Source organism: Gluconacetobacter sp. (genome assembly GCF_047721585.1).
In the GTDB taxonomy this organism is placed as follows: Bacteria; Pseudomonadota; Alphaproteobacteria; order Acetobacterales; family Acetobacteraceae; genus Gluconacetobacter; species Gluconacetobacter dulcium.
The window spans coordinates 17947-37746 of the sequence record NZ_JBDNXE010000027.1; the positions used below are offsets into that span (position 1 = coordinate 17947).

Genomic DNA, 19800 nt, shown 5'->3' on the forward strand with positions numbered 1-19800 from the left:
GAGAAAGAAGCTTGTGTGAAAGGGACGAAAAAAAACGGGGTTAGGGGGCAAAAGTTCTTGCGTTGACAGGGGGAAGGCCTTATCAGCGGCCCCCTTGGCCCAAGGGGGCGATCCCGCCCAACAGGCTGTCTACTGGTTTGGGGGTACGTGATGAACGCACTTGCTCAGCTGGGGATGGTCTCGGAACTCCCGAGCAATATCCAGATGTCTTCAGCTCCGTCTTCGTCTGACGAGGATCGGAAGGATTATTTCGTCGAGCGGGACGGGATGAAGTTTGCGGGGACGCATCTTCTCGTCGACCTCTGGGACGCCCGGAATCTCGATGATCCGGAGAAGATCGACCGTACGCTGTGCGAAGCGGCGGTGACGGCGGGGGCGACGATCCTGCACAGCCACTTCCATCACTTCACGCCCAATGGCGGCGTGTCGGGCGTGGTGGTGCTGGCCGAGAGCCACATTTCGATCCACACGTGGCCGGAGCGGAATTTCGCCGCCGTCGACATCTTCATGTGCGGTGCGTGCGATCCGCACCTGGCGATCCCGGTGATGCAGCGCCTGTTCCAGGCGGACCGGGTGGTCGTGGACGAGCAGCGTCGCGGCCGGGTCGCCTGATGGCGAGGGTGCCGGCCTGGCCGGCGCCTGACCGTCCGGTGCGGCGTCAGGCCGCACAGGAGTTTAAGGGCCGGATTCGTCCGGCCTTTTTTTATGTGTCCATTTTCGTGCCGGGGAGACACAGGCAATGACCGACGCATGGATCGGCGAAACACTCTATGACGGCTGGCAGCAGCGTTTCCGTGTTCGCAAGGAACTGGCCCGCACCAAAAGCCCCTTCCAGGACATCGTGGTTTTCGAAAGCGAGACGCATGGCCGCGTGCTCGTGCTCGACGGGGTGATCCAGATCACCGAGGGTGACGAGTTCGTCTATCAGGAAATGCTGACGCATGTGCCGGTGCTGGCCCATGGCGATGCGAAGAGCGTGCTGATCATCGGTGCCGGCGATGGTGGCGTGCTGCGCCGCGTGTTGCAGCATCGTGGCGTCGAACGTGCCGTGATGGTCGAGATCGACGGGGCGGTGATCGAACTGTCCAAACAGTTCCTGCCGGGCATCGCCGGCGATGCCTGGACCGACCCGCGCGCCGACGTGATCGTGGGCGACGGCATCGATTATGTCGCCAAAGCGGAAAGCGGCTCGGTCGATGTCATCATCGTCGACAGCACCGACCCGATCGGGGTGGGCGAGGTACTGTTCACCGATGCGTTCTACGCGCATTGCGCCCGTATCCTGACGCCCAACGGCATCATCGTGAACCAGTGCGGCGTGCCGTTCATGCAGGCGGACGAACTGCGTGAGACCAGCCTGCGCCGGGCGCAGTTCTTTCCGCATGTCTCGGCCTATGTGGCGGCGGTGCCGACCTATGTCGGCGGCTTCATGACGCTGGGCGTGGCGGCGAAGGGAACCAACCCGGCCCTGCATGCGGTCGAGACGATCCGCGCGCGGGCCGAGCAGGCGGGCATCCTGGGGACGACCGGTTACTGGACGCCGGAGATCCATGCCGGCGCCTTCAACCTGCCGCCCTATATCGCCAGGCATCTGCCGGCGTCGAAATAGGATCGGATGCCTGGGTGGGGAGAGCATGACCAGGGCTCTCCCCACCGCTGTCTGATACGATGTCCTGACTCCGAAATTCAGAGATGAATCTCGTAGATCAGCCGGCAGCGTGCGCCAACGCCAGGCGCACGCCCTCCGCCCAGGCCGGGTCGGCCTTGGCGAAATGCCCCAACTGGCGTTCGACGATATCGGCCGGAACACCTTGCATCGCGGCGGCGATATTCGCGAAGAAACGCTGTTTCTGCGCATCGTCGAACAGGCGGAACAGGGCGGCGGGCTGGCTGTAATCGTCATTGCCCGTGCGATGGTCGTAATATCCCGCCGCTCCGTCCAGCATCAGCGGCGGTTCCTTCGCCCGCGCGTCCTCCACCGGCCCGCCGAACGAGTTCGGCTCATAATACGCATCGGTTCCGCGCGGCGCGTCGAAACGCATCGCCCCGTCGGCATGGTAGGTCCGAACCGGGCATTTCGGCTGATTGACCGGCAGGCTCTCATAATGCGTGCCGACGCGATAGCGATGGGCGTCGGCATAGGCGAACAGGCGCGCCTGCAAGACCTTGTCGGGCGAATAGCCGATTCCGCGCACGATATTGGACGGCGAGAACGACGCCTGCTCGATTTCCGCGAAATAATGCGCCGGGTTGCGGTTCAGTTCCAGCACGCCCACCTCGACCAGCGGGAAATCCGCATGCGGCCAGACCTTGGTCAGGTCGAACGGATCGAAGGATTGCCGCGCGGCATCGGCCTCCGCCATAATCTGGACCGACAGCGTCCAGCGCGGGAAATCGCCGCCTTCGATGGCGTCATACAGGTCGCGCTGCGCGCTTTCCCGGTCCTGGCCGACAATGCCGGCGGCCTCGTCATTGGTCCAGTGGCGATGCCCCTGCCGGGTCGTGAAATGGAACTTCACCCAGAACCGCTCGCCCGCATCGTTCCAGAACGAATAGGTATGGCTGCCGTAGCCGTTCATGAAGCGATACCCGCGCGGCAACCCGCGGTCCGAGAACAGGATCGCGACCTGATGCAGGCTTTCCGGGCTCAGGGACCAGAAATCCCACATCGCCGTCGCCGAACGCATGTTGGTACGCGGATGACGCTTCTGCGTGTGAATGAAATCGGGAAATTTCATCGGGTCGCGAATGAAGAAGACCGGCGTGTTGTTCCCCACCAGGTCCCAGTTGCCTTCGTCGGTGTAGAATTTCAGCGCGAAACCACGCACGTCCCGCTCGGCATCCGCGGCCCCCCGCTCTCCGGCAACGGTGGAAAACCGGGCCAGTACCTCGGTCGTCCTGCCGATCTCGCCGAAGATCGCGGCATTCGTATAGCGTGTGACATCCCCGGTGACGGTAAAGCGGCCATACGCGCCGGACCCTTTGGCATGCACCACCCGCTCGGGAATGCGTTCGCGGTTCTGGTGGGCCAGCTTTTCCAGCAACTGATAGTTTTCCAGCAGCAGCGGGCCGTGCCGGCCGGCGCTCTTGCTGTTCTGGTTGTCGGGGACGGGCGCGCCGGCGCTGGTGGTCAGGACGGGGCGGACACTCTGGTCGGACATGACGTTTTCCTCTCCGGAAAGAATACGATCCCTGCCTACCGCCCCATGATTTATAGATAAAATCGATTCTCATTATAAAATTGATAGGCTATGCCTATCGTATGTCCATCCCTCCTTCGCGCTCCCTCGCCGGCCTGACGTTGCGCGATCTCGATTATGTCCTCGCGGTCAGCCGCACCGGCCATTTCGGCCAGGCCGCGCATGCCTGCGGCGTCAGCCAGCCCGGCCTCAGCGAGCAGATACGCAAGGTCGAGGCCCTGCTGGGCTGCACGCTCTTCGAGCGCGGGCGCCGGGGCACCCGTCCGACCCGGCGGGGCGCGGCCCTGATCCCCCTGGTCGAACGCATCGTCCGCGACGCGCATGTCCTGATGGAACAGGCGCACGGCACCGGGCACACGCTGGCCGGCCCCCTGGCGCTGGGCATCATTCCGACATTGGCGCCGTATTACATGCCCACGCTGCTGCGGCACCTTCGCGCCGCCCATCCGGACATCGCGCTGCGCCTCACCGAGGACCGAACGGCGGACCTGACGCGGCACCTGCTCGATTACACGCTGGATATCGTTATCGCGGCGATGCCCGCGCCAGACCCCGGCATCGCCACCGCCGTCCTGTTCTTCGAGCCGTTTCGCGTCCTGGTCCCCCGCACCCACCCACTGGCCACGAAATCCGCGCTGTCGTCCGCCGATCTCGACAGCGCGGACCTGATGCTCCTCGATCCCGGCCATTGCCTGCGCGACCAGACCGTCTCGCTGTGCGATCCGTCCGTCCCGCTCCATCCCGGTCTGGACGGCCCGATCGCGACCAGCGTGGAAATGCTGCGCTACATGGTCGATGCCGGCGAGGGAATCGCCGTCATGCCGGCGCTGGCGGTCGATACCGACACCGAGGCGCGCGGCTTCTCCCGCGCCATACCGTTCGCATCGCCCGAAATCGGCCGGACCATCGGGCTGTGGTGGCGCGCCACCGACCCGCGCGCCCCGCTCTTCGCGCAACTGGCCCAGGAACTGGGTACAAGCCCCAAAAGACCGGCCAGCAAAAAACCGGGGCGATAAATCCGCCCCGGCGCCTGCCGCCCCGTCGTGGCCGACCAGCCGATCCCGCCGGGTTCGATATAGCCGGCCGGGATGGGCTGGTCGCGCTCAGGCGCGGTGCGTCGCCAGCAGACGCACCGCGACGGTCTGGATGCCCAGGTCGCGCACCGCGTCGTCGAAGACCTTGAAATGCGGGGTCTTCAGGTGGCTGTCGAATGCCGCGCGGTCGGTATAGATCTCGTGCAGGATGACGGTATGCGGTGCGTCCTCGGGCAGCAGGACGTCGAAGGCGTGGCAGCCGGGCTCGTCGGCGACCGAGCGTTCGGCGTCATAAGCGCAGAGTTCCAGAAATTTCGCGCGGTTTTCGTCGGTTGTGGTGAATTCCGCGAGGATGGTCAGTGGTGTGGCGTCCATGGTCGCGCGCCTCCTTGTCGTCTTGCGTCCGGGGGGCAAGGGTAGGGCGCCCGAAGCCTGCGATCCACCCCTCGCGGCGGTGTGAGGACGATTGACTTGATTGCGCAACATATGCGAAGCATCCGGATGCTGACGCGGGAGAGACTGGCGAGAGCCGGCGCCGAAGGAGCAACCGCCCCGGAAACTCTCAGGCCAAAGGACCGCCCGGCTTCGACTTCTGGAGAGAGGCGCCTCGCGCGTCCGCCGACGGGATAGCGATCTCAGGCAAACCGACAGAAGGGGCATTCGGATCCGGTTGTGGGTTCAGGAGGCTCTGTTCATGTCACGTTGGCCGTCTTTCCTTGTTTTCTCATGTTCGGATCGGTGCGATCCGTCCCTCGCGCATGGCGCTGCCGGCGCCCGGAGGGCGGCATGAGCGATTCGCTGCTGCGCACGCCGCTTTATGACCTGCACCTGTCGCTGGGCGGACGCATGGTGCCGTTCGCAGGCTATGAAATGCCGGTGCAGTACCGCGCCGGCGTGATGGCCGAACACCAGCACACGCGCAATGCCGCCGGCCTGTTCGACGTATCGCACATGGGGCAGGCGCATCTGCATGCGCGCTCGGGGCGGGTCGAGGACGCGGCGCTGGCGCTGGAGCGGCTGGTGCCGGCCGACATCCTGTCGCTGAAGACGGGGCGCCAGCGTTATACCCAGTTGACCGACGGCAAGGGCGGCATCCTGGACGATCTGATGGTCTCGCGGCTGGGCGATACGCTGATCCTGGTGGTCAACGCGGCCTGCAAGGATGCGGATCTGGCACATATCGCAACCGCGCTGGGCGAGGATTGCACTGTCGAGCCGCTGCCCGACCGGGCGCTGATCGCGTTGCAGGGACCGCGGGCCGGGGCCGTGCTGGCGCGTCTGGCGCCCGCGTCGGCGGAGATGCGCTTCATGGATGTGGCGGCGTTCGAGGTGGCGGGCGTGCCCTGCGTGGCATCGCGGTCCGGCTACACGGGCGAGGACGGGTTCGAACTCGGCATGGCGGCCGATGCCGCCGTGCGGGTGGCCGAGGCGCTGCTGGCCGAGCCCGAGGTGGCGCCGGCCGGACTGGGCGCGCGCGACAGCCTGCGGCTGGAAGCCGGGCTGTGCCTGTATGGATCGGATATCGACCGCGAGACGACGCCGGTCGAGGGCGCGCTGGAATGGTCGATCCAGAAAACCCGCCGTGCCGGTGGGGCGCGGGCGGGGGGCTTCCCCGGCGCCGACATCATTCTGGGGCAGATCGAAGGCGGCGTAAGCCGGCGCCGCGTGGGCATCGCGGTCGAGGGCCGCGCGCCGGTACGGGGCGGGGCGCGCCTGTTCGCCGACGAGGCGGGCACGCAGCCGGTCGGGCATGTGACCTCCGGCGCGTTCGGCCCGACCTTCGGCGGGCCGGTCGCCATGGGCTACGTGGAAACGGCGTTCGCCGCGACGGGCACGCCCCTGTTCGCCGAACTGCGCGGGCGCTATCTGCCGGCCACCGTGGCGGCGCTGCCGTTCGTGGCCCCCGGTTTCAAACGCTGAATTTCAAACGCTGACCTGCTGGATGGAGATCGGAACATGACCGTCTATTACACGAAAGAACATGAGTGGCTGCGCGTCGAGGGTGATGTCGCCATCGTCGGCATCACCGCCCATGCCGCCGAGGAACTGGGCGAACTGGTCTTCGTCGAGGCGAAGGACGAAGGCACCGAGGTCGCGCAGGGCGACAGCGCCGCCGTGGTGGAATCGGTCAAGGCCGCGTCGGACATCTATGCCCCCGTGTCGGGCACCGTCGTCGGGTTCAACGCGGCGCTGTCGGACGATCCGTCGCTGGTCAACCGCGACCCGGAGGCCGAAGGCTGGATTCTGAAGCTGCGCATCGCCGATGCCGGGCAGCTCGCCGCGCTGCTGGACGCCGACGGCTACGCCGCCCTGATCGGCTGAAGACCGGCCCGCCGGCGCGCCGATGCGCGGTCCCGCGTTTCGGGGCGCCGGTGGATGGTTCGTTAAAACAGTTTCTCGACACCGTTTCTGTTTCTGTCGCGGAGAATATTGATCGTGACCTCCACTTCTCTCTGGCAGGGCACGCAGCCCGCCGCCGATGCCTTCTGTGCCCGCCATGTCGGGCCGGGGGCGCGGGATGTCGCCGCCATGCTGGAGGTCGTGGGCGCGGGCTCGCTCGACGAACTGATGGAACAGACGGTGCCGGCGTCCATCCGCCTGCGTGGCGCGATGGGGCTGGGGGCCGGCCTGTCCGAGCCCGAGGCGCTGGCGCGCCTGCGCACGATCGCCGGCCGCAACCGGGTGATGACGTCCCTGATCGGGCAGGGCTATTACAATACGGTGCTGCCGGGCGTCATCCAGCGCAACGTGCTGGAAAACCCGGCCTGGTACACGGCCTATACGCCGTATCAGCCGGAAATCAGCCAGGGGCGTCTTGAAGCACTGCTGAACTTCCAGACCATGGTGCGCGACCTGACCGGGCTGGACGTGGCCAATGCCTCGCTGCTGGACGAGGCGACGGCGGCGGCCGAGGCGATGGCCCTGGCGCGCCGGGTGGCGAAATCGAAGGCCGAGGGGTTCTTCGTCGATGCCGACTGCCATCCGCAGACGCTGGCGGTGCTGCGCACGCGCGCCGAGCCGATGGGCTGGCGGATCGTGGTCGGCGACCCCGGGCGCGACCTGGACCCCGGCGCGGTGTTCGGTGCGCTGTTGCAATATCCCGGTTCGTCGGGGCAGGTGCGCGATCCGCGCGCATGGATCGAAAAACTGCACGCGGCACAGGCCGTGGTGGCGATGGCGGCCGACCCGCTGGCGCTGACGGTGCTGGAATCGCCGGGCGCGCTGGGGGCCGATATCGCGGTGGGCTCGATGCAGCGTTACGGCATGCCGATGGGGGCCGGTGGGCCACATGCGGCGTATATGGCCGTGCGCGACGCCTACAAGCGCAACATGCCGGGCCGTCTGGTGGGCGTCTCGGTCGATAGCCGGGGCGAACCGGCCTATCGGCTGGCGTTGCAGACGCGCGAACAGCATATCCGCCGCGAGAAGGCGACCTCGAACATCTGCACCGCGCAGGTGCTGCCGGCAGTCATTTCCGCGATGTATGCGGTCTATCATGGCCCCGAGGGTCTGACGGCGATCGCGCAGCGGGTGCATCGCCTGACGGCGATCCTGGCGGCGGGGCTGCGCGCGCTGTCGGTGCGCGTCGAGACGGATGCGTTCTTCGACACGATTACGGTCGCGACCGGCGGCACCGCCGTTCTGGTCCGCGCCCGTGCCGAGGACGCGGGCATGAACCTGCGCGCGATCGACGAGGACCGCGTCGGGATCAGCCTGGACGAGACGACGACGCCGGAGATCGTCCGCGCCGTGTGGCGCTGCTTCTGCCCCGATGCCCAGCGCCTGGCGGCGATGGAGCAGACGCTGTCGGCACCCGACAGCCTGCTGCCGCCGGCCCTGCTGCGCCAGGGCACGTTCATGACCCATCCGGTGTTCCATGCCCACCGGTCCGAGACCGACATGCTGCGCTACCTGCGCCGCCTGTCCGACCGCGATCTGGCGCTGGATCGCACGATGATCCCGCTGGGGTCGTGCACCATGAAGCTGAACGCGACGGTCGAGATGATGCCGATCACCTGGCCGGGGTTCTGCGACATCCATCCTTTCGCGCCCGAGGTACAGCAGCAGGGCTATGCCGAACTGTTCCGCGACCTGGAGCGGATGCTCAGGGATGTCAGCGGCTACGACGCGGTCTCGCTCCAGCCCAATTCCGGGGCACAGGGCGAATATGCCGGTCTGCTGGCCATTCGCGCCTATCACCGTTCGCGGGGCGACGAAGGGCGCGATGTCTGCCTGATTCCGGCGTCGGCGCACGGCACCAACCCGGCCTCGGCCCAGATGGCGGGGATGCGGGTGGTGGTCGTGGCCTGCGACGACCAGGGCAATGTGGACATCGCCGACCTGAAGGTGAAGATCGCGCAGAATGCCGACCGTCTGGCGGCGATCATGATCACCTATCCGTCGACGCACGGCGTGTTCGAGGAATCGGTGGTCGAGATCTGCGAGCTGGTGCACGCGGCCGGCGGGCAGGTCTATCTGGACGGCGCGAACATGAACGCGCAGGTCGGGCTGTCGCGCCCCGGTGCCTACGGCGCCGATGTCAGCCATTTCAACCTGCACAAGACCTTCTGCATTCCGCATGGCGGCGGCGGGCCGGGCATGGGGCCGATCGGGGTAGGGGCGCATCTGGCGCCGTTCCTGCCCGGCGCGCCGCAGGATGGCGGGGCGAACGCGGTTTCGGCCGCGCCGTTCGGCTCGGCGGCGGTGCTGCCGATTTCCTGGACCTACATGATGCTGATGGGCGACGCCGGGCTGCGCCGCGCCACCGAGGTCGCGATCCTGAATTCCAACTATATCGCGGCCCGTCTGGAAGGCCATTATCCGGTGCTGTATCGCGGGATCAACGGCCGGGTGGCGCATGAATGCATCGTCGACCTGCGCCCGATCCGCGATACGGTCGGGGTGACGGTGGACGATATCGCCAAGCGGCTGATCGACCACGGGTTCCACGCGCCGACGGTCAGCTTCCCCGTGGCGGGCACCTTCATGATCGAACCGACCGAGTCCGAGGGCCGGGCGGAACTGGACCGGTTCTGCGATGCGATGATCGCGATCCGCGACGAGATCCGCGAGATCGAGCAGGGGCGGATGGCGGTCGAGCAGAGCCCGCTGCGCCATGCGCCGCATACGGTGCGCGACCTGACCGATCCGGAGTGGGACCGCGCCTATGACCGGCGGCTGGGCTGCCTGCCGGGCGATGTGGTGCCGGAGTCGAAATACTGGTCGCCGGTCAACCGGCTGGATAACGCCTATGGCGACCGCAACCTGGTCTGCTCCTGCCCCGACATCTCGGTCTATGCCGAGGAAGGCGCGGCCTGACCCGACCCGACCTCGCCTGACCTGACGCGGCGCGCCGTTCCACCGGCGTGTCATGCGTGCGGCGCCGGGCCTGGCCCGGCTGCCGTGCGTCTGGCGCCGGGCAACGGGCATTTTGTTTCAAGAGATTGCGACTGACCCCGAATCGCCTTTGGCAGCCGGCCCGACAGGGTCCATGGTCATGATGCATCCGGACGAACCCGCCGCCGCGCGCGGCAGAGAAGAAGGGACGGTCCGGGGGAGGCTCATATGTTCCATATCGGTATGGCGGGACCGAAACGGTCTTTCGCGAACGGCGCATGGCACACGGTTGCCCTGCATCATGACGATCCGGCATGGATCGATGCGCGTGACCGGATGGTGGTCGGGCTGATCTGTTGCGGCCTGCTCAGCGCGTTCCTCATCGACATGGTCGTGCTCTACTTCTCGATGTTCTGAACCGGATTTGCGGCCGGAGACGGGCGCTGGCGGCGATCCGGCGCGCGTTCCCGGCGCTTCGTGCCCGGACCACGTGCCGGGCGCGGCATTGCGCGCTCGCTCACCAGCCCGCATCTCCGGCCACGAACCGGGCCACCGAGGCAGGCGACGGGCGGCCTGTCGCGCGCATCCGCTTTCCGGGCCGCTCCGTGCGGCCGAGGCAGGCAAGGGCGGCCCGCTCCAGCGCGCGCCGGCGCGCGCTGGATGGAGGCACCCGCCTGCTCGGTCGCCGGCCTGGGTGGTCAGGATCGGGGGATGTCTTTCAGGCGCAGGGCGGCCTGTTCTATGGACCGGACGATCTGGTCGGCCAGTTCGCGCACCTTGGGGTCGGCGTGCAGGCTCAGCCGGTCGGCGGCGAGCATGGCCGGCGACAACTGGCCGCGTATATCGTGCAGCACCTTGGCGCGCGATGCCGGGGCGGGCACCGAATCGGCCTGGGTGTCGGAGGGGCCGGTGCCGAGGGCAGGGGCGGAATGATTGTCGTCCGGAAGCGGGTCTGGGCCTTGCATGGAGGCTCTTTTCTTGCACGTTGACGCGCGGGGAAACGGGACGTATAAGGCGCGCCTCAGGTCAGGCGGCCTTCGGGCTGCGCCGGCGCGTCGTGGATATAGCCGCGTCGTGTTTATTCTTGTCAATCGGGGAGTCGCGTCGTGAAGCGCACGTATCAACCGTCCAAGCTGGTCCGCAAGCGCCGTCACGGCTTCCGCGCCCGTATGGAAACCGTCGGTGGCCGTCGGGTCATCGCCAATCGCCGTTCCAAGGGCCGCAAGCGCCTGTCCGCCTGATCCGTCAGGTCTGGTCGCGTTCAGGGCCCGGTTCTTCCGATCCGGGTCCGGATAGCGCGTTAGAGGGGGCTGCGAAGAGTGGCCGACCGTTCCGTCCGTCTCAAGAAGCGTGCCGAGTTCCTCCGGATTGCATCCAAGGGGCGCAAGGTGCCGTGCCCTGGGCTGGTGCTCCAGGCATTGGGCCGTGACGATGCCGATCCGGCACGGGTCGGGTTCACCGTAACGAAGAAAGTCGGCAACGCCGTCATTCGCAATCGCACGCGCCGCCGCCTGCGCGAAGCCGTGCGGATCGTGGTCACGCGCGAACAGCAATTGACGGGCGTCGATCTGGTCGTGATCGGCCGTGACGGGACGCGCGGGCGCGCGTTCTCCGCCCTGGTCGAAGACCTGCGGCGGGCCTTGCGCAAGGCCGGTGTGCGGGGGGCGGAATGATCCGTCCGGTCCGGGCCGCGACGGTCTGGACTCTGGTCGGGGCGATTCGCGTCTATCAGCGGTTCGTCAGCCCGCTTCTGGGGCCGAATTGCCGTTTCGTGCCCTCGTGCAGCGAATATGCGCAGGACGCGATCCGTACATATGGCCCGTTGCGGGGCGCATTTCTGGCCGGTTGGCGGATCTTGCGTTGCAATCCGTGGAATATCGGCGGATACGATCCCGTGCCCACCCGACAGCAGGCGCATGCCTCCTGCTGTCCTTCCCCCCCGCAGTTCTTCCCCCGCTGTTCTTCCCACAGATAACGAGAGTCTGGCCGGTCGCTGATGGATACCAAGCGCTTAATCGTGGCGACGTTGCTTTCCGCCATGGTCCTGGTTGGCTTCGAATATTTCATGCCGAAGCAGACCCATCAGGAGGTCGCGCAGCAGGCTGCGCAGACCAACCGGCAGACGCCGCCGTCCGACGCGCGCCGTCCGGCGGCCCCTGTCGCGGGCGTGAGTTCGCAGCCGGTTTCGGTGGCCTCGCCGCAGGCGGAAACGCGGCTGGAGATCGACGCCCCGGCCGTGCGCGGGTCGATCGACCTGCTGGGCGCGCGGCTGGATGACATGGTGCTGCGCGACTATCACGAGACGGTGGCCGCCGGCAGCCCGCTGGTGCGCATCCTCGAAGCCGCGCACGACCCGCAGCCCAATTACGTCGAGATCGGCTGGATGAACCTGGCCGGCGGCCAAGTGCGCGTGCCCGACGCCACCACCGTCTGGACCGCCGACGCGCCGAAGCTGACGGCCGACCACCCGGTCACGCTGTCGTGGGACAATGGCGAAGGCGTAACCTTCCAGATCGTCGTCGGCATCGACGCGCACTACATGTTCGCGATCGAGCAGCGGATCGTGAACCATTCGGCCCAGCCGGTGTCGCTCTACCCGTACGCCCGCGTCAACCGCGCCTACACGCCCGAGGAAACGGGCGGGTATCTGGTGCATGAGGGGCCGATTTCGGTCGTTGACGGCCGGCTGGACGAAAGCAGCTACAAGAGCCTGCGCACCGGCGCGACGCCGCCGGGCAACACGTCCTGGACCAAGGCCGGGCAGGGCGGATGGGCCGGCATTACCGACAAATACTGGCTGACCGCCGTGGTGCCCCAGCAGGGCGTGCCGGTGACCGGCAGCTATGGCTATCAGGCCAATGGCGGCGCGGGCGTCTATCAGGTCGGCTTCATCGCGCAGACGCCGACCGTGGTCGGGGCGGGTGCGACGGCCTCGACGGCCAGCCACGTGTTCGCCGGCGCCAAGGAAGTCAACCTGCTGGAGCAGTATCAGTCCAGCCTGCATATCCCCGATTTCTGGAAGGCCGTCGATTTCGGCTGGTTCGCGTTCCTGACGCGGCCGATCTTCTATGTGCTCGATTACCTGAACACGCTGCTGGGCAATTTCGGCCTGGCGCTGATGGCCTTCACGCTGCTGGTCAAGGCGCTCTTCTTCCCGCTGGCGACGCGGCAGTTCCGCTCCATGGCCCGGATGCGCAAGCTCCAGCCCAAGGTGCAGGAGATCCGCGAGCGGTACAAGGGCGACCAGATGGCGATGAACCAGCACATGATGGCGCTGTACAAGACCGAAGGCGTCAATCCGGCCGCCGGCTGCCTGCCGATGGTCGTGCAGATTCCGGTGTTCTGGAGCCTGTACAAGGATCTGTACATCACCATCGAGATGCGGCATGCCCCCTTCTTCGGCTGGATTCACGATCTGTCCGCACCGGACCTGACCAATCTGTTCAATCTCTTCGGCCTGATCCCGTGGGACCCGAACGCGCTGTCGCCCTACCTGCAACTGGGCGTGTGGCCGATCCTGTTCGGGGTGACGATGTTCCTGCAACAGAAGCTGAACCCGGCACCGATGGACCCCGCGCAGCAGCGCGTGTTCCAGGTGATGCCGGTGCTGTTCACCTTCTTCATGGCGCGTCAGCCGGCTGGTCTGGTCATCTATTATTGCTGGAACAACCTGCTGACGATGGCGCAGCAGATGGTTATCCAGCGTCGTATCCAGGGCGCGACCCGGCCGGCCGCACCCGTGCCTGCGCCCGCGCAAAAGCCGGCGAAGCGGAAATAAGGTTGGTCTGATGTCGGAGTTCGTCACCCCCGCGCCCTCGCCCGAGGAGCAGGAGCGCCTGCGCGAAGCGGGGCGGCTGCTGTTTGCCGGGCCGTGCGACTTTTTCTTCGGGGCACAGAAGCTGGAGCAGCTTCCGCCGATCACCGTGCCGGAAATCGCCTTCGCCGGCCGGTCGAATGTCGGCAAGTCCAGCCTGATCAACGCCCTGACCGGGCGCAAGGCGCTGGCGCGCGCCTCGTCAGAGCCGGGGCGCACCAAGCAGCTCAATTTCTTCAACCTCGGCGACCGGCTGACGCTGGTGGACATGCCGGGCTATGGCTACGCCAAGGCCGCGAAGGACGTGAAGGAAGACTGGCAGGGCATGATGTTCGCGTATCTGCGCGGACGGCCGACGCTTCAGCGCGTCATCCTGCTGCTGGATTCGCGCATCGAGATCAAGGCGTCGGATCGCGAGATCATGACCCTCCTGGACCGTGCCGCCGTGACGTTCGAGATCGTCCTGACCAAGTGCGATGCGCTCAAGCCCGGCCCGCTGGAGGCCAAGCGCGCCCAGGTGGCCGATCTGGCGCGCCAGCATCCCGCGGCCTATCCGGAGATATTGCTGACCAGCAGCGAGAGCGGACTGGGCATACCCGAACTGCGGGCCGGGCTGGCCAGTCTGGCCCTGCCGCCGGCGGACGAAACGGTTTCATCCTGATCACGAGCACAAGACAGGGCACGACCCGATGAGCCAACCGACAAGCGAGACTACCGGCGATATCGTCCAGACGATGAAGGACGCCCAGGAGCGCGCCGCCGTGCTGGCCCAGGCGCTGCCGTTCCTGCGTCGCTATGCCGGCGATACGATCGTGGTCAAATATGGCGGCCACGCCATGGTGGACGATTCCCTGTCCAACGCCTTCGGGCATGACATCGCGCTGCTGAAGCTGGTCGGGGTCAATCCCGTGGTGGTCCATGGGGGCGGCCCGCAGATCAGCGCCATGCTCAACCGGTTGCAGATCCCCTCGACCTTCGTCGACGGCCTGCGCGTGACCGACGCGGCGATGGTCGATGTGATCGAGATGGTCCTGGCGGGCAAGGTCAACAAGCAGGTCGCCGGGCTGATCAATCAGGCCGGGGCGCTGGCCGTGGGCATTTCGGGCAAGGATGGCGGGCTGATCACCGCGCGCCGCCTGCGCCGCACGGTGCGCGATGCCGACAGCCAGATCGAGCAGGTGCTGGATCTGGGCTTCGTGGGCGAGCCGGTGCGCATCGACCCCCGCGTGCTTTACGCCCTGTCGGGCTCGGGGCTGATTCCGGTCGTGGCCCCCGTGGGCATCGGCGAAAAGGGCGAGACCTACAATATCAACGCCGACACGGCGGCCGGCGCGATCGCCGGGGCCGTGCATGCCACGCGGTTGCTGATGCTGACCGACGTGCCCGGCGTGCTGGACGAAAACGGCGACCTGATCCCCGAACTGACGGCCGAGGAAGCACGGCGCGGCATCGCCAGCGGCATGATCAGCGGCGGCATGATCCCGAAGGTGGAAACCTGCCTGGAAGCGGTGCGTGCCGGTGCCAGGGCGGCGGTGATCCTCGACGGGCGGGTGCCGCATGCCTGCCTGCTGGAACTGTTCACCGAGGCCGGCCCGGGTACGCTGATCCGCGGCGAGTAAGGCAAGGCGGGGCCGGTGGCGACGCATCGCAAGATGCGTTGACACGAGGGGGCATCCTTCGCATGGTCCCGCCACATAGCGAAACACATGGCGAAAATGGGCGCCGGCCGGGCCGGCGCGGACAGAGGATTGCAGGAATATGAACGACGCACACGCCCTTCGGACCCATATCGAGGCGGTGTGGGAACGGCGCGATACCCTGTCCTCCGCGACGACGGGTGCCGACCGCGCGGCGGTCGAGCAGGCGATGGCCGGGCTGGATGCCGGCACGCTGCGCGTCGCCGCCCCGTCCGATTCCGGCTGGGTGGTCAATGAATGGCTCAAGAAGGCGGTGCTGCTGTCGTTCCGGCTGAATGACAGCGCGGTGATGCCGGGCGCTCCCGCGCCGTTCTACGACAAAGTGCCGCTGAAGTTCGCGGACTGGGACCCGGCGCGCTTCGCCGAGGCCGGATTCCGTGCCGTGCCCGGCGCGATCGTCCGGCGTTCGGCCTATGTCGCGCCCGGCGTGGTGCTGATGCCCAGCTTCGTCAATGCCGGCGCGCGCGTCGAAAGCGGCACGATGGTCGATACGTGGGTCACGATCGGAAGCTGCGCCCAGATCGGGCGCAACTGCCACATCAGCGGCGGCGTGGGCATCGGCGGCGTGCTGGAGCCCTTGCAGGCCGCGCCCGTGATCATCGAGGACGACTGCTTCATCGGCGCGCGGTCTGAAGTGGCCGAGGGCGTGATCGTGGAGCGGGGAAGCGTCCTGTCGATGGGTGTGTTTCTCGGCGCCTCGACCAAGATCGTCGATCGGGCTACGGGCGAGGTGTTCGTGGGTCGTGTGCCGGCCTATTCGGTCGTGGTGCCCGGCACGCTGCCGCCGCGCCAGCCGACCGGGCCGGATGGCGCGCCGCTGCCGTCGCTGGCCTGCGCCGTGATCGTCAAGCGCGTGGATGAGCGCACGCGCGCCAAGACCTCGATCAACGAATTGCTGCGCGATTGACCGGCCCCGTCATGGAGCCGGAACTGGTCGATGCGCTGCATCTGGCGCAGGAACTGATCCGCGCGCCGTCCATCACGCCCGATCGCGGCGGGGCGATCGGCGTGCTGGGCGACGTGCTGCGCCGGCTGGGGTTCGATGTCGTCGACCTGCCGTTCGGCGAGGGGGCGGAGCGCACGGCCAACCTGTTTGCCCGGCTGGGCATGGAGGGGCCGCATCTCTGTTTCGCCGGCCATACCGACGTGGTGCCGCCGGGCGACGAGGGCTGGACCACCGGGCCGTTCGACGCCGCCGTGCGGGGTGACGTGCTATACGGGCGCGGCGCCTGCGACATGAAGGGCGGGATCGCCGCCTTCGTCAGCGCGGTGGCGCGGCACCTGGGGGGCGGCAGGCCGCTGAACGGCTCGATCAGCCTGCTGATTACCGGCGATGAGGAAGGCCCCGCCACCTACGGCACCGTGAAGGTGCTGGAATGGATGGCGGCCAACGGCCAGATCCCCGATTTCTGCATCGTCGGCGAGCCGACGAACCCCGAGCATATGGGCGATGTGGTCAAGATCGGGCGGCGTGGCAGCCTGAATGCGCGCATCGTCGTCCATGGCATCCAGGGGCACGTCGCCTACCCGCAGCGGGCCGACAACCCGATCCACCGTCTGATGGCGATCCTGTCGGACCTGACGGCCCATCCGCTGGACAAGGGGTCGGAATGGTTCGAGCCGTCGAGCGTGCAGGTCACCAGCGTCGATGTGGGCAACACGGCCACCAACGTCATTCCGGCCAGGGCAACGGCCCGGCTGAACATCCGCTTCAACGACCTGCATACGGGCAAGGATCTGGCACGGTGGATTACCGAGACCGTCCGGGCGCGCGCGCCGGGGGCGGAGATCGACATCCGTGTCAGCGGTGAATCGTTCCTGACCCCGCCCACGCCACAACTGGGCCAGCTCGTCGAGGCCGTGCAGGACGTGACGGGTCACCAGCCCCGGCTGGATACGGGTGGGGGCACGTCGGATGCGCGCTTCATCAGCCGCTATTGCCCGGTCGCCGAATTTGGCCTGGTGGGCGCCAGCATGCACAAGGCGAACGAAAATGTGTCCGTCACCGACCTGCGGACGCTGACCGATATCTACGCGGCGTTTATCGAAAGGCTGATGGGATGACGCAGGGACGCGGCGCACCGCCCCGACCGATGCCCGGCTCCGCTGGGGGCATCTTCCGGGGCATGATGCTGCTGGGCCGTGGCCGGCGTGACGGCATGAGCTGTTTCGGCACCACCCCCGATGCCGTGCTCGCGGCGCTGGCGCCCCGCGTCGCCCTGTGGCTGGTCGGCGGCGTGCTGACGCTGGCGCAGGCACCGACGATGCTGAGCGCCGCCAAGATCGTGTTCTCGCTGTGCCTGGTTCTGACGCCGGTGGTCCTGACCCACCAGCTGGCGCGCCTGTGGGGGCGCGAGGCCCTGTGGCCGCGCTACATGGCGGCGGCCCTGTGGTGCGACTGGCTGGTGCTGTTCGTGATGCTCGCGGCGGTCGGGGTGATCGCCGGCCTCATGCCCGCCGGGGTGAGCATGATGCATTCGGCGCTGCTGCTGAACGGGGTCATATTCGCCTATAATCTCTGGCTCACCTGGTTCGTCGCGCGGGTGGGGCTGGCGCTGGGGGCATGGCGGGCGCTGCTGGTGGTCCTGGCGATCGCCGCCGCCATCATGGCGCTGAGCGGGATCTCGTCCGTGCTGCCGCCACATTACGCGCCATGGCAGGATTTTCTGGCGCTGCCGTCGGCGCACGGCGGCCGATAGGCCGCATGTCGCGGGCGGCCGGGGAAAGATCCCCGGCGGCGCGGGCCGGAGCGGTCAGTACGCCACGCTGAAGGGGTCGGGATCGTAGCCGACGCCGGTCAGGTACAGCCCGTCCGGCGGCGCCGTGGGGCCGGCGGCGCGGCGGTCGCGGGCGCGTAGTGCCTCGCCGACGCGCTCGGGGGCCCAGGTGCCTTCGCCCACCAGTTTCAGCGTGCCCACCATGTTGCGGACCTGATGGTGCAGGAAGGAACGCGCGTCGGCTTCGATCGTGATCTCCTCGCCGTGGCGCGTCACCGCCAGCCGGTCCAGCGTGCGCAGCGGGCTCTTGGCCTGGCAGGCGCTGGCACGGAAGGAGGTGAAATCGTGGCGGCCCAGAAGATGCCGCGCCGCCTCGTTCATCGCATCGATGTCGAGGGCGCGCTTGACCAGCCAGACGCGGCCGTCGTCGAGCGCCAGCCGGCCGCGCCGGTTCACGATCCGGTAGCGATAGAATCGGCGGTTGGCGGAAAACCGGGCGTTCCATGCGCTATCGACCGGCATGGCCTGAAGGATGGCGACCGGGTGGGGTTTCATATGGAAATTCAGCGCGTCACGGACCTTCGCCCCCGTCAGTCCGGTACCCATGGGGAAATCCAGATGCGCGACCTGACCGGTCGCATGCACGCCGGCATCGGTACGGCCGGCGGTGATGCTGGTGACGGGCCGGCCGGCCGCCAGACGGCCCGCCGCCTCTTCCAGCACCTGCTGCACGGACAGGCCAGTGATCTGCCGCTGCCAGCCGACGAAGGGGCGGCCGTCATATTCAATCCGGACGGCCCAGCGTTCCACGGCCGGTTCTGGCGCGGTGTCCGCGTCGGCGGTCACGAGCCCAGGACCGTCCCGGCCGGCACCGGTTGGCCACGCAGGAACGAACCGGCATCCATCATGCCGCGACCGGGCCGCTGAATGCGCGTGATGCGGAGGGCACCCTGACCGCAGGCCACGGTCAGCGCGTCATCGAGAATGGTCCCCGGCGGCGCGGAACGGGGGGCTGAAACAAGGGCGGCACCGCCGATCTTCAGAACCTGCTCACCCAAGGTGGTATAAGTGCCGGGCCAGGGGGTCAGCGCCCGGATCTGCCGGTCCAGCGCGGCGGCGTCGCGCGACCAGTCGATGCGCCCGTCCTCGCGCGTCAGGCGGCCCGCGTAGGTGACGCCCTGCTCCGGCTGGGGCTGGCCGGGGCCGACCGGCTGGTTCAGCGTCGTCACGATCAGGCGTGCCCCCATGGCGGCGAGCGCGTCATGCAGCGTGGTGGCGGTGGTGGCCGGTGTCAGCGCAACCTGGTCGGACAGCAGCATCGCGCCGGTATCCAGCCCTTCGTCCATGCGCATGATCGTGACGCCGCTTTCGCTGTCGCCGGCCAGGATCGCGGCCTGGATCGGGGCGGCGCCACGCCAGCGCGGCAGCAGGCTGGCATGGATGTTCAGGCAGCCCAGGCGCGGGGCATCGAGCATCGCCGCCGGCAGGATCAGCCCATAGGCGGCGACCACGGCGGCATCGAGGTTCAGGTCGCGGAAGGCGGCGTGCTCGTCCGCGTTGGTCCGCAGGCGCGCGGGTGTGCGCACCGGCAGGCCGAGCGTCTCGGCGGCCTGATGGACGGGCGACAGGCGGACCGACTGGCCGCGCCCGGCCGGCCGGGGCGGCTGGCTGTAGACGGCGGCGATCTCGTGCCCCGCCGCGTGGAGCGCGAGCAGGGCGGGCACCGCGAAATCGGGGGTGCCCATGAAGGCCAGGCGCATGACGGGTCTCCAGCCTTTATCGTTTCTGGCGCTGTTCCTTGGCCAGGCGCCGCATGATCATGTTGCGCTTGAGCGTGGAGAGATGATCGACGAAGAGGATGCCCTCCAGATGGTCGATCTCGTGCTGGATGCAGGTGGCCAGCAGATCGTCGGCCTCCATCTCCTGCTGGGTACCGTCCAGGCCGCGGTAGCGGACGCGCACCTGCTGGGGGCGGACGACCTCGGCATACTGGTTGGGCAG

22 protein-coding genes and 1 riboswitch are annotated in these 19800 nt (G+C 67.6%); of the genes, 16 read left to right on the forward strand and 6 right to left on the reverse strand.

Features of this window, described 5'->3' with window-relative positions:
- Positions 1 to 150 precede the first annotated feature (150 nt).
- Both speD and speE read left to right on the forward strand, forming a co-directional pair.
- Positions 151 to 612: an adenosylmethionine decarboxylase gene (gene speD, locus ABF821_RS07245; RefSeq protein ID WP_182972743.1), complete on the forward strand. Its 462-nt coding sequence runs from the start codon at positions 151 to 153 to the stop codon at positions 610 to 612.
- Positions 613 to 739: 127 nt separating this feature from the next.
- On the forward strand, positions 740 to 1609 hold the full coding sequence (gene speE / locus ABF821_RS07250; RefSeq protein WP_415529552.1) for a polyamine aminopropyltransferase: 870 nt from the start codon (positions 740 to 742) through the stop codon (positions 1607 to 1609).
- Between the two features lie 97 nt (positions 1610 to 1706).
- Here the strand turns inward: speE and ABF821_RS07255 are convergent, their stop codons facing one another.
- A complete protein-coding gene (locus ABF821_RS07255; protein ID WP_415529553.1) occupies positions 1707 to 3161 on the reverse strand; it encodes a catalase in 1455 nt (484 codons plus the stop codon).
- Positions 3162 to 3262: 101 nt separating this feature from the next.
- Between ABF821_RS07255 and ABF821_RS07260 the strand changes: the two genes are divergently transcribed.
- Positions 3263 to 4216: a hydrogen peroxide-inducible genes activator gene (locus ABF821_RS07260; protein WP_415529554.1), complete on the forward strand. Its 954-nt coding sequence runs from the start codon at positions 3263 to 3265 to the stop codon at positions 4214 to 4216.
- Positions 4217 to 4303: 87 nt separating this feature from the next.
- Here ABF821_RS07260 and ABF821_RS07265 read toward each other — a convergent pair whose 3' ends face one another.
- Positions 4304 to 4609 carry a putative quinol monooxygenase gene (locus ABF821_RS07265; protein ID WP_182972739.1) on the reverse strand — a complete coding sequence of 102 codons (306 nt, stop codon included), beginning with the start codon at positions 4607 to 4609 and terminating at the stop codon, positions 4304 to 4306.
- Positions 4610 to 4734: 125 nt separating this feature from the next.
- A riboswitch (glycine riboswitch) is annotated at positions 4735 to 4822 on the forward strand.
- A 198-nt stretch (positions 4823 to 5020) separates the two neighbouring features.
- Between ABF821_RS07265 and gcvT the strand changes: the two genes are divergently transcribed.
- From gcvT to ABF821_RS07285, 4 genes are all read left to right on the forward strand, one after another.
- The gene (gcvT, locus tag ABF821_RS07270) at positions 5021 to 6154 is read left to right on the forward strand and encodes a glycine cleavage system aminomethyltransferase GcvT (RefSeq protein WP_415529555.1); all 1134 of its coding nucleotides are present in this window, start codon (positions 5021 to 5023) and stop codon (positions 6152 to 6154) included.
- 36 nt (positions 6155 to 6190) lie between these two features.
- Positions 6191 to 6556, forward strand: coding sequence for a glycine cleavage system protein GcvH (gene gcvH, locus ABF821_RS07275; protein WP_182972737.1), 366 nt, complete (start codon positions 6191 to 6193; stop codon positions 6554 to 6556).
- Between the two features lie 114 nt (positions 6557 to 6670).
- Positions 6671 to 9553: an aminomethyl-transferring glycine dehydrogenase gene (gene gcvP / locus ABF821_RS07280; protein ID WP_415529556.1), complete on the forward strand. Its 2883-nt coding sequence runs from the start codon at positions 6671 to 6673 to the stop codon at positions 9551 to 9553.
- 246 nt (positions 9554 to 9799) lie between these two features.
- Positions 9800 to 9988, forward strand: a complete 189-nt coding sequence (locus ABF821_RS07285) for a hypothetical protein (RefSeq protein ID WP_182972735.1) — start codon at positions 9800 to 9802, stop codon at positions 9986 to 9988.
- A gap of 281 nt (positions 9989 to 10269) precedes the next feature.
- Here ABF821_RS07285 and ABF821_RS07290 read toward each other — a convergent pair whose 3' ends face one another.
- Positions 10270 to 10536 (reverse strand): hypothetical protein, encoded by a 267-nt coding sequence (locus ABF821_RS07290; protein WP_220791682.1) that lies wholly within the window; start codon positions 10534 to 10536, stop codon positions 10270 to 10272.
- 141 nt (positions 10537 to 10677) lie between these two features.
- Between ABF821_RS07290 and rpmH the strand changes: the two genes are divergently transcribed.
- The 9 genes from rpmH (at position 10678) to ABF821_RS07335 (ending at position 17781) form a co-directional block, all read left to right on the forward strand.
- A complete protein-coding gene (rpmH, locus tag ABF821_RS07295; protein WP_114727814.1) occupies positions 10678 to 10812 on the forward strand; it encodes a 50S ribosomal protein L34 in 135 nt (44 codons plus the stop codon).
- 78 nt (positions 10813 to 10890) lie between these two features.
- Complete coding sequence (rnpA, locus tag ABF821_RS07300) at positions 10891 to 11244, forward strand: ribonuclease P protein component (RefSeq protein WP_182972734.1); 354 nt, start codon at positions 10891 to 10893, stop codon at positions 11242 to 11244.
- Complete coding sequence (gene yidD, locus ABF821_RS07305) at positions 11241 to 11546, forward strand: membrane protein insertion efficiency factor YidD (RefSeq protein WP_415529557.1); 306 nt, start codon at positions 11241 to 11243, stop codon at positions 11544 to 11546. Before rnpA ends, yidD begins: the two co-directional genes overlap by 4 nt.
- Before the next feature lie 21 nt (positions 11547 to 11567).
- The gene (gene yidC, locus ABF821_RS07310) at positions 11568 to 13349 is read left to right on the forward strand and encodes a membrane protein insertase YidC (RefSeq protein ID WP_415529558.1); all 1782 of its coding nucleotides are present in this window, start codon (positions 11568 to 11570) and stop codon (positions 13347 to 13349) included.
- A 10-nt stretch (positions 13350 to 13359) separates the two neighbouring features.
- Positions 13360 to 14046 (forward strand): ribosome biogenesis GTP-binding protein YihA/YsxC, encoded by a 687-nt coding sequence (gene yihA, locus ABF821_RS07315; RefSeq protein ID WP_182972731.1) that lies wholly within the window; start codon positions 13360 to 13362, stop codon positions 14044 to 14046.
- Between the two features lie 28 nt (positions 14047 to 14074).
- Positions 14075 to 15004, forward strand: a complete 930-nt coding sequence (argB, locus tag ABF821_RS07320; RefSeq protein WP_182972730.1) for an acetylglutamate kinase — start codon at positions 14075 to 14077, stop codon at positions 15002 to 15004.
- Between the two features lie 139 nt (positions 15005 to 15143).
- Complete coding sequence (gene dapD, locus ABF821_RS07325; protein WP_415529559.1) at positions 15144 to 15989, forward strand: 2,3,4,5-tetrahydropyridine-2,6-dicarboxylate N-succinyltransferase; 846 nt, start codon at positions 15144 to 15146, stop codon at positions 15987 to 15989.
- Between the two features lie 11 nt (positions 15990 to 16000).
- Positions 16001 to 17146: a succinyl-diaminopimelate desuccinylase gene (dapE, locus tag ABF821_RS07330; RefSeq protein ID WP_182972871.1), complete on the forward strand. Its 1146-nt coding sequence runs from the start codon at positions 16001 to 16003 to the stop codon at positions 17144 to 17146.
- Positions 17143 to 17781 carry a hypothetical protein gene (locus ABF821_RS07335; RefSeq protein ID WP_182972728.1) on the forward strand — a complete coding sequence of 213 codons (639 nt, stop codon included), beginning with the start codon at positions 17143 to 17145 and terminating at the stop codon, positions 17779 to 17781. The genes dapE and ABF821_RS07335 overlap by 4 nt, the downstream gene beginning before the upstream one ends.
- Positions 17782 to 17835: 54 nt before the next feature.
- On the opposite strand, the gene truA is transcribed toward ABF821_RS07335, so the two are convergent.
- The 3 genes from truA to ABF821_RS07350 form a co-directional block, all read right to left on the reverse strand.
- The gene (gene truA, locus ABF821_RS07340) at positions 17836 to 18645 is read right to left on the reverse strand and encodes a tRNA pseudouridine(38-40) synthase TruA (protein WP_415529560.1); all 810 of its coding nucleotides are present in this window, start codon (positions 18643 to 18645) and stop codon (positions 17836 to 17838) included.
- On the reverse strand, positions 18642 to 19559 hold the full coding sequence (gene fmt / locus ABF821_RS07345) for a methionyl-tRNA formyltransferase (protein ID WP_415529561.1): 918 nt from the start codon (positions 19557 to 19559) through the stop codon (positions 18642 to 18644). Before fmt ends, truA begins: the two co-directional genes overlap by 4 nt.
- Positions 19560 to 19575: 16 nt before the next feature.
- A partial coding sequence (locus ABF821_RS07350) for a peptide deformylase (protein ID WP_415529562.1) occupies positions 19576 to 19800 on the reverse strand: 225 nt, incomplete at its 5' end.

Bases quoted from the DNA above. Each gene is read 5' to 3' on its own strand.
- dapD (WP_415529559.1), top strand. From the start codon at position 15,144: ATGAACGACGCACACGCCCTTCGGACCCATATCGAGGCGGTGTGGGAA.
- yidC (WP_415529558.1), top strand. From the start codon at position 11,568: ATGGATACCAAGCGCTTAATCGTGGCGACGTTGCTTTCCGCCATGGTC.
- argB (WP_182972730.1), top strand. From the start codon at position 14,075: ATGAGCCAACCGACAAGCGAGACTACCGGCGATATCGTCCAGACGATG.
- ABF821_RS07335 (WP_182972728.1), top strand. From the start codon at position 17,143: ATGACGCAGGGACGCGGCGCACCGCCCCGACCGATGCCCGGCTCCGCT.
- speD (WP_182972743.1), top strand. From the start codon at position 151: ATGAACGCACTTGCTCAGCTGGGGATGGTCTCGGAACTCCCGAGCAAT.
- ABF821_RS07265 (WP_182972739.1), bottom strand. From the start codon at position 4,609: ATGGACGCCACACCACTGACCATCCTCGCGGAATTCACCACAACCGAC.
- ABF821_RS07260 (WP_415529554.1), top strand. From the start codon at position 3,263: ATGTCCATCCCTCCTTCGCGCTCCCTCGCCGGCCTGACGTTGCGCGAT.
- ABF821_RS07285 (WP_182972735.1), top strand. From the start codon at position 9,800: ATGTTCCATATCGGTATGGCGGGACCGAAACGGTCTTTCGCGAACGGC.
- yidD (WP_415529557.1), top strand. From the start codon at position 11,241: ATGATCCGTCCGGTCCGGGCCGCGACGGTCTGGACTCTGGTCGGGGCG.
- gcvT (WP_415529555.1), top strand. From the start codon at position 5,021: ATGAGCGATTCGCTGCTGCGCACGCCGCTTTATGACCTGCACCTGTCG.
- dapE (WP_182972871.1), top strand. From the start codon at position 16,001: ATGGAGCCGGAACTGGTCGATGCGCTGCATCTGGCGCAGGAACTGATC.
- ABF821_RS07255 (WP_415529553.1), bottom strand. From the start codon at position 3,161: ATGTCCGACCAGAGTGTCCGCCCCGTCCTGACCACCAGCGCCGGCGCG.
- fmt (WP_415529561.1), bottom strand. From the start codon at position 19,559: ATGCGCCTGGCCTTCATGGGCACCCCCGATTTCGCGGTGCCCGCCCTG.
- speE (WP_415529552.1), top strand. From the start codon at position 740: ATGACCGACGCATGGATCGGCGAAACACTCTATGACGGCTGGCAGCAG.
- yihA (WP_182972731.1), top strand. From the start codon at position 13,360: ATGTCGGAGTTCGTCACCCCCGCGCCCTCGCCCGAGGAGCAGGAGCGC.
- gcvH (WP_182972737.1), top strand. From the start codon at position 6,191: ATGACCGTCTATTACACGAAAGAACATGAGTGGCTGCGCGTCGAGGGT.
- ABF821_RS07290 (WP_220791682.1), bottom strand. From the start codon at position 10,536: ATGCAAGGCCCAGACCCGCTTCCGGACGACAATCATTCCGCCCCTGCC.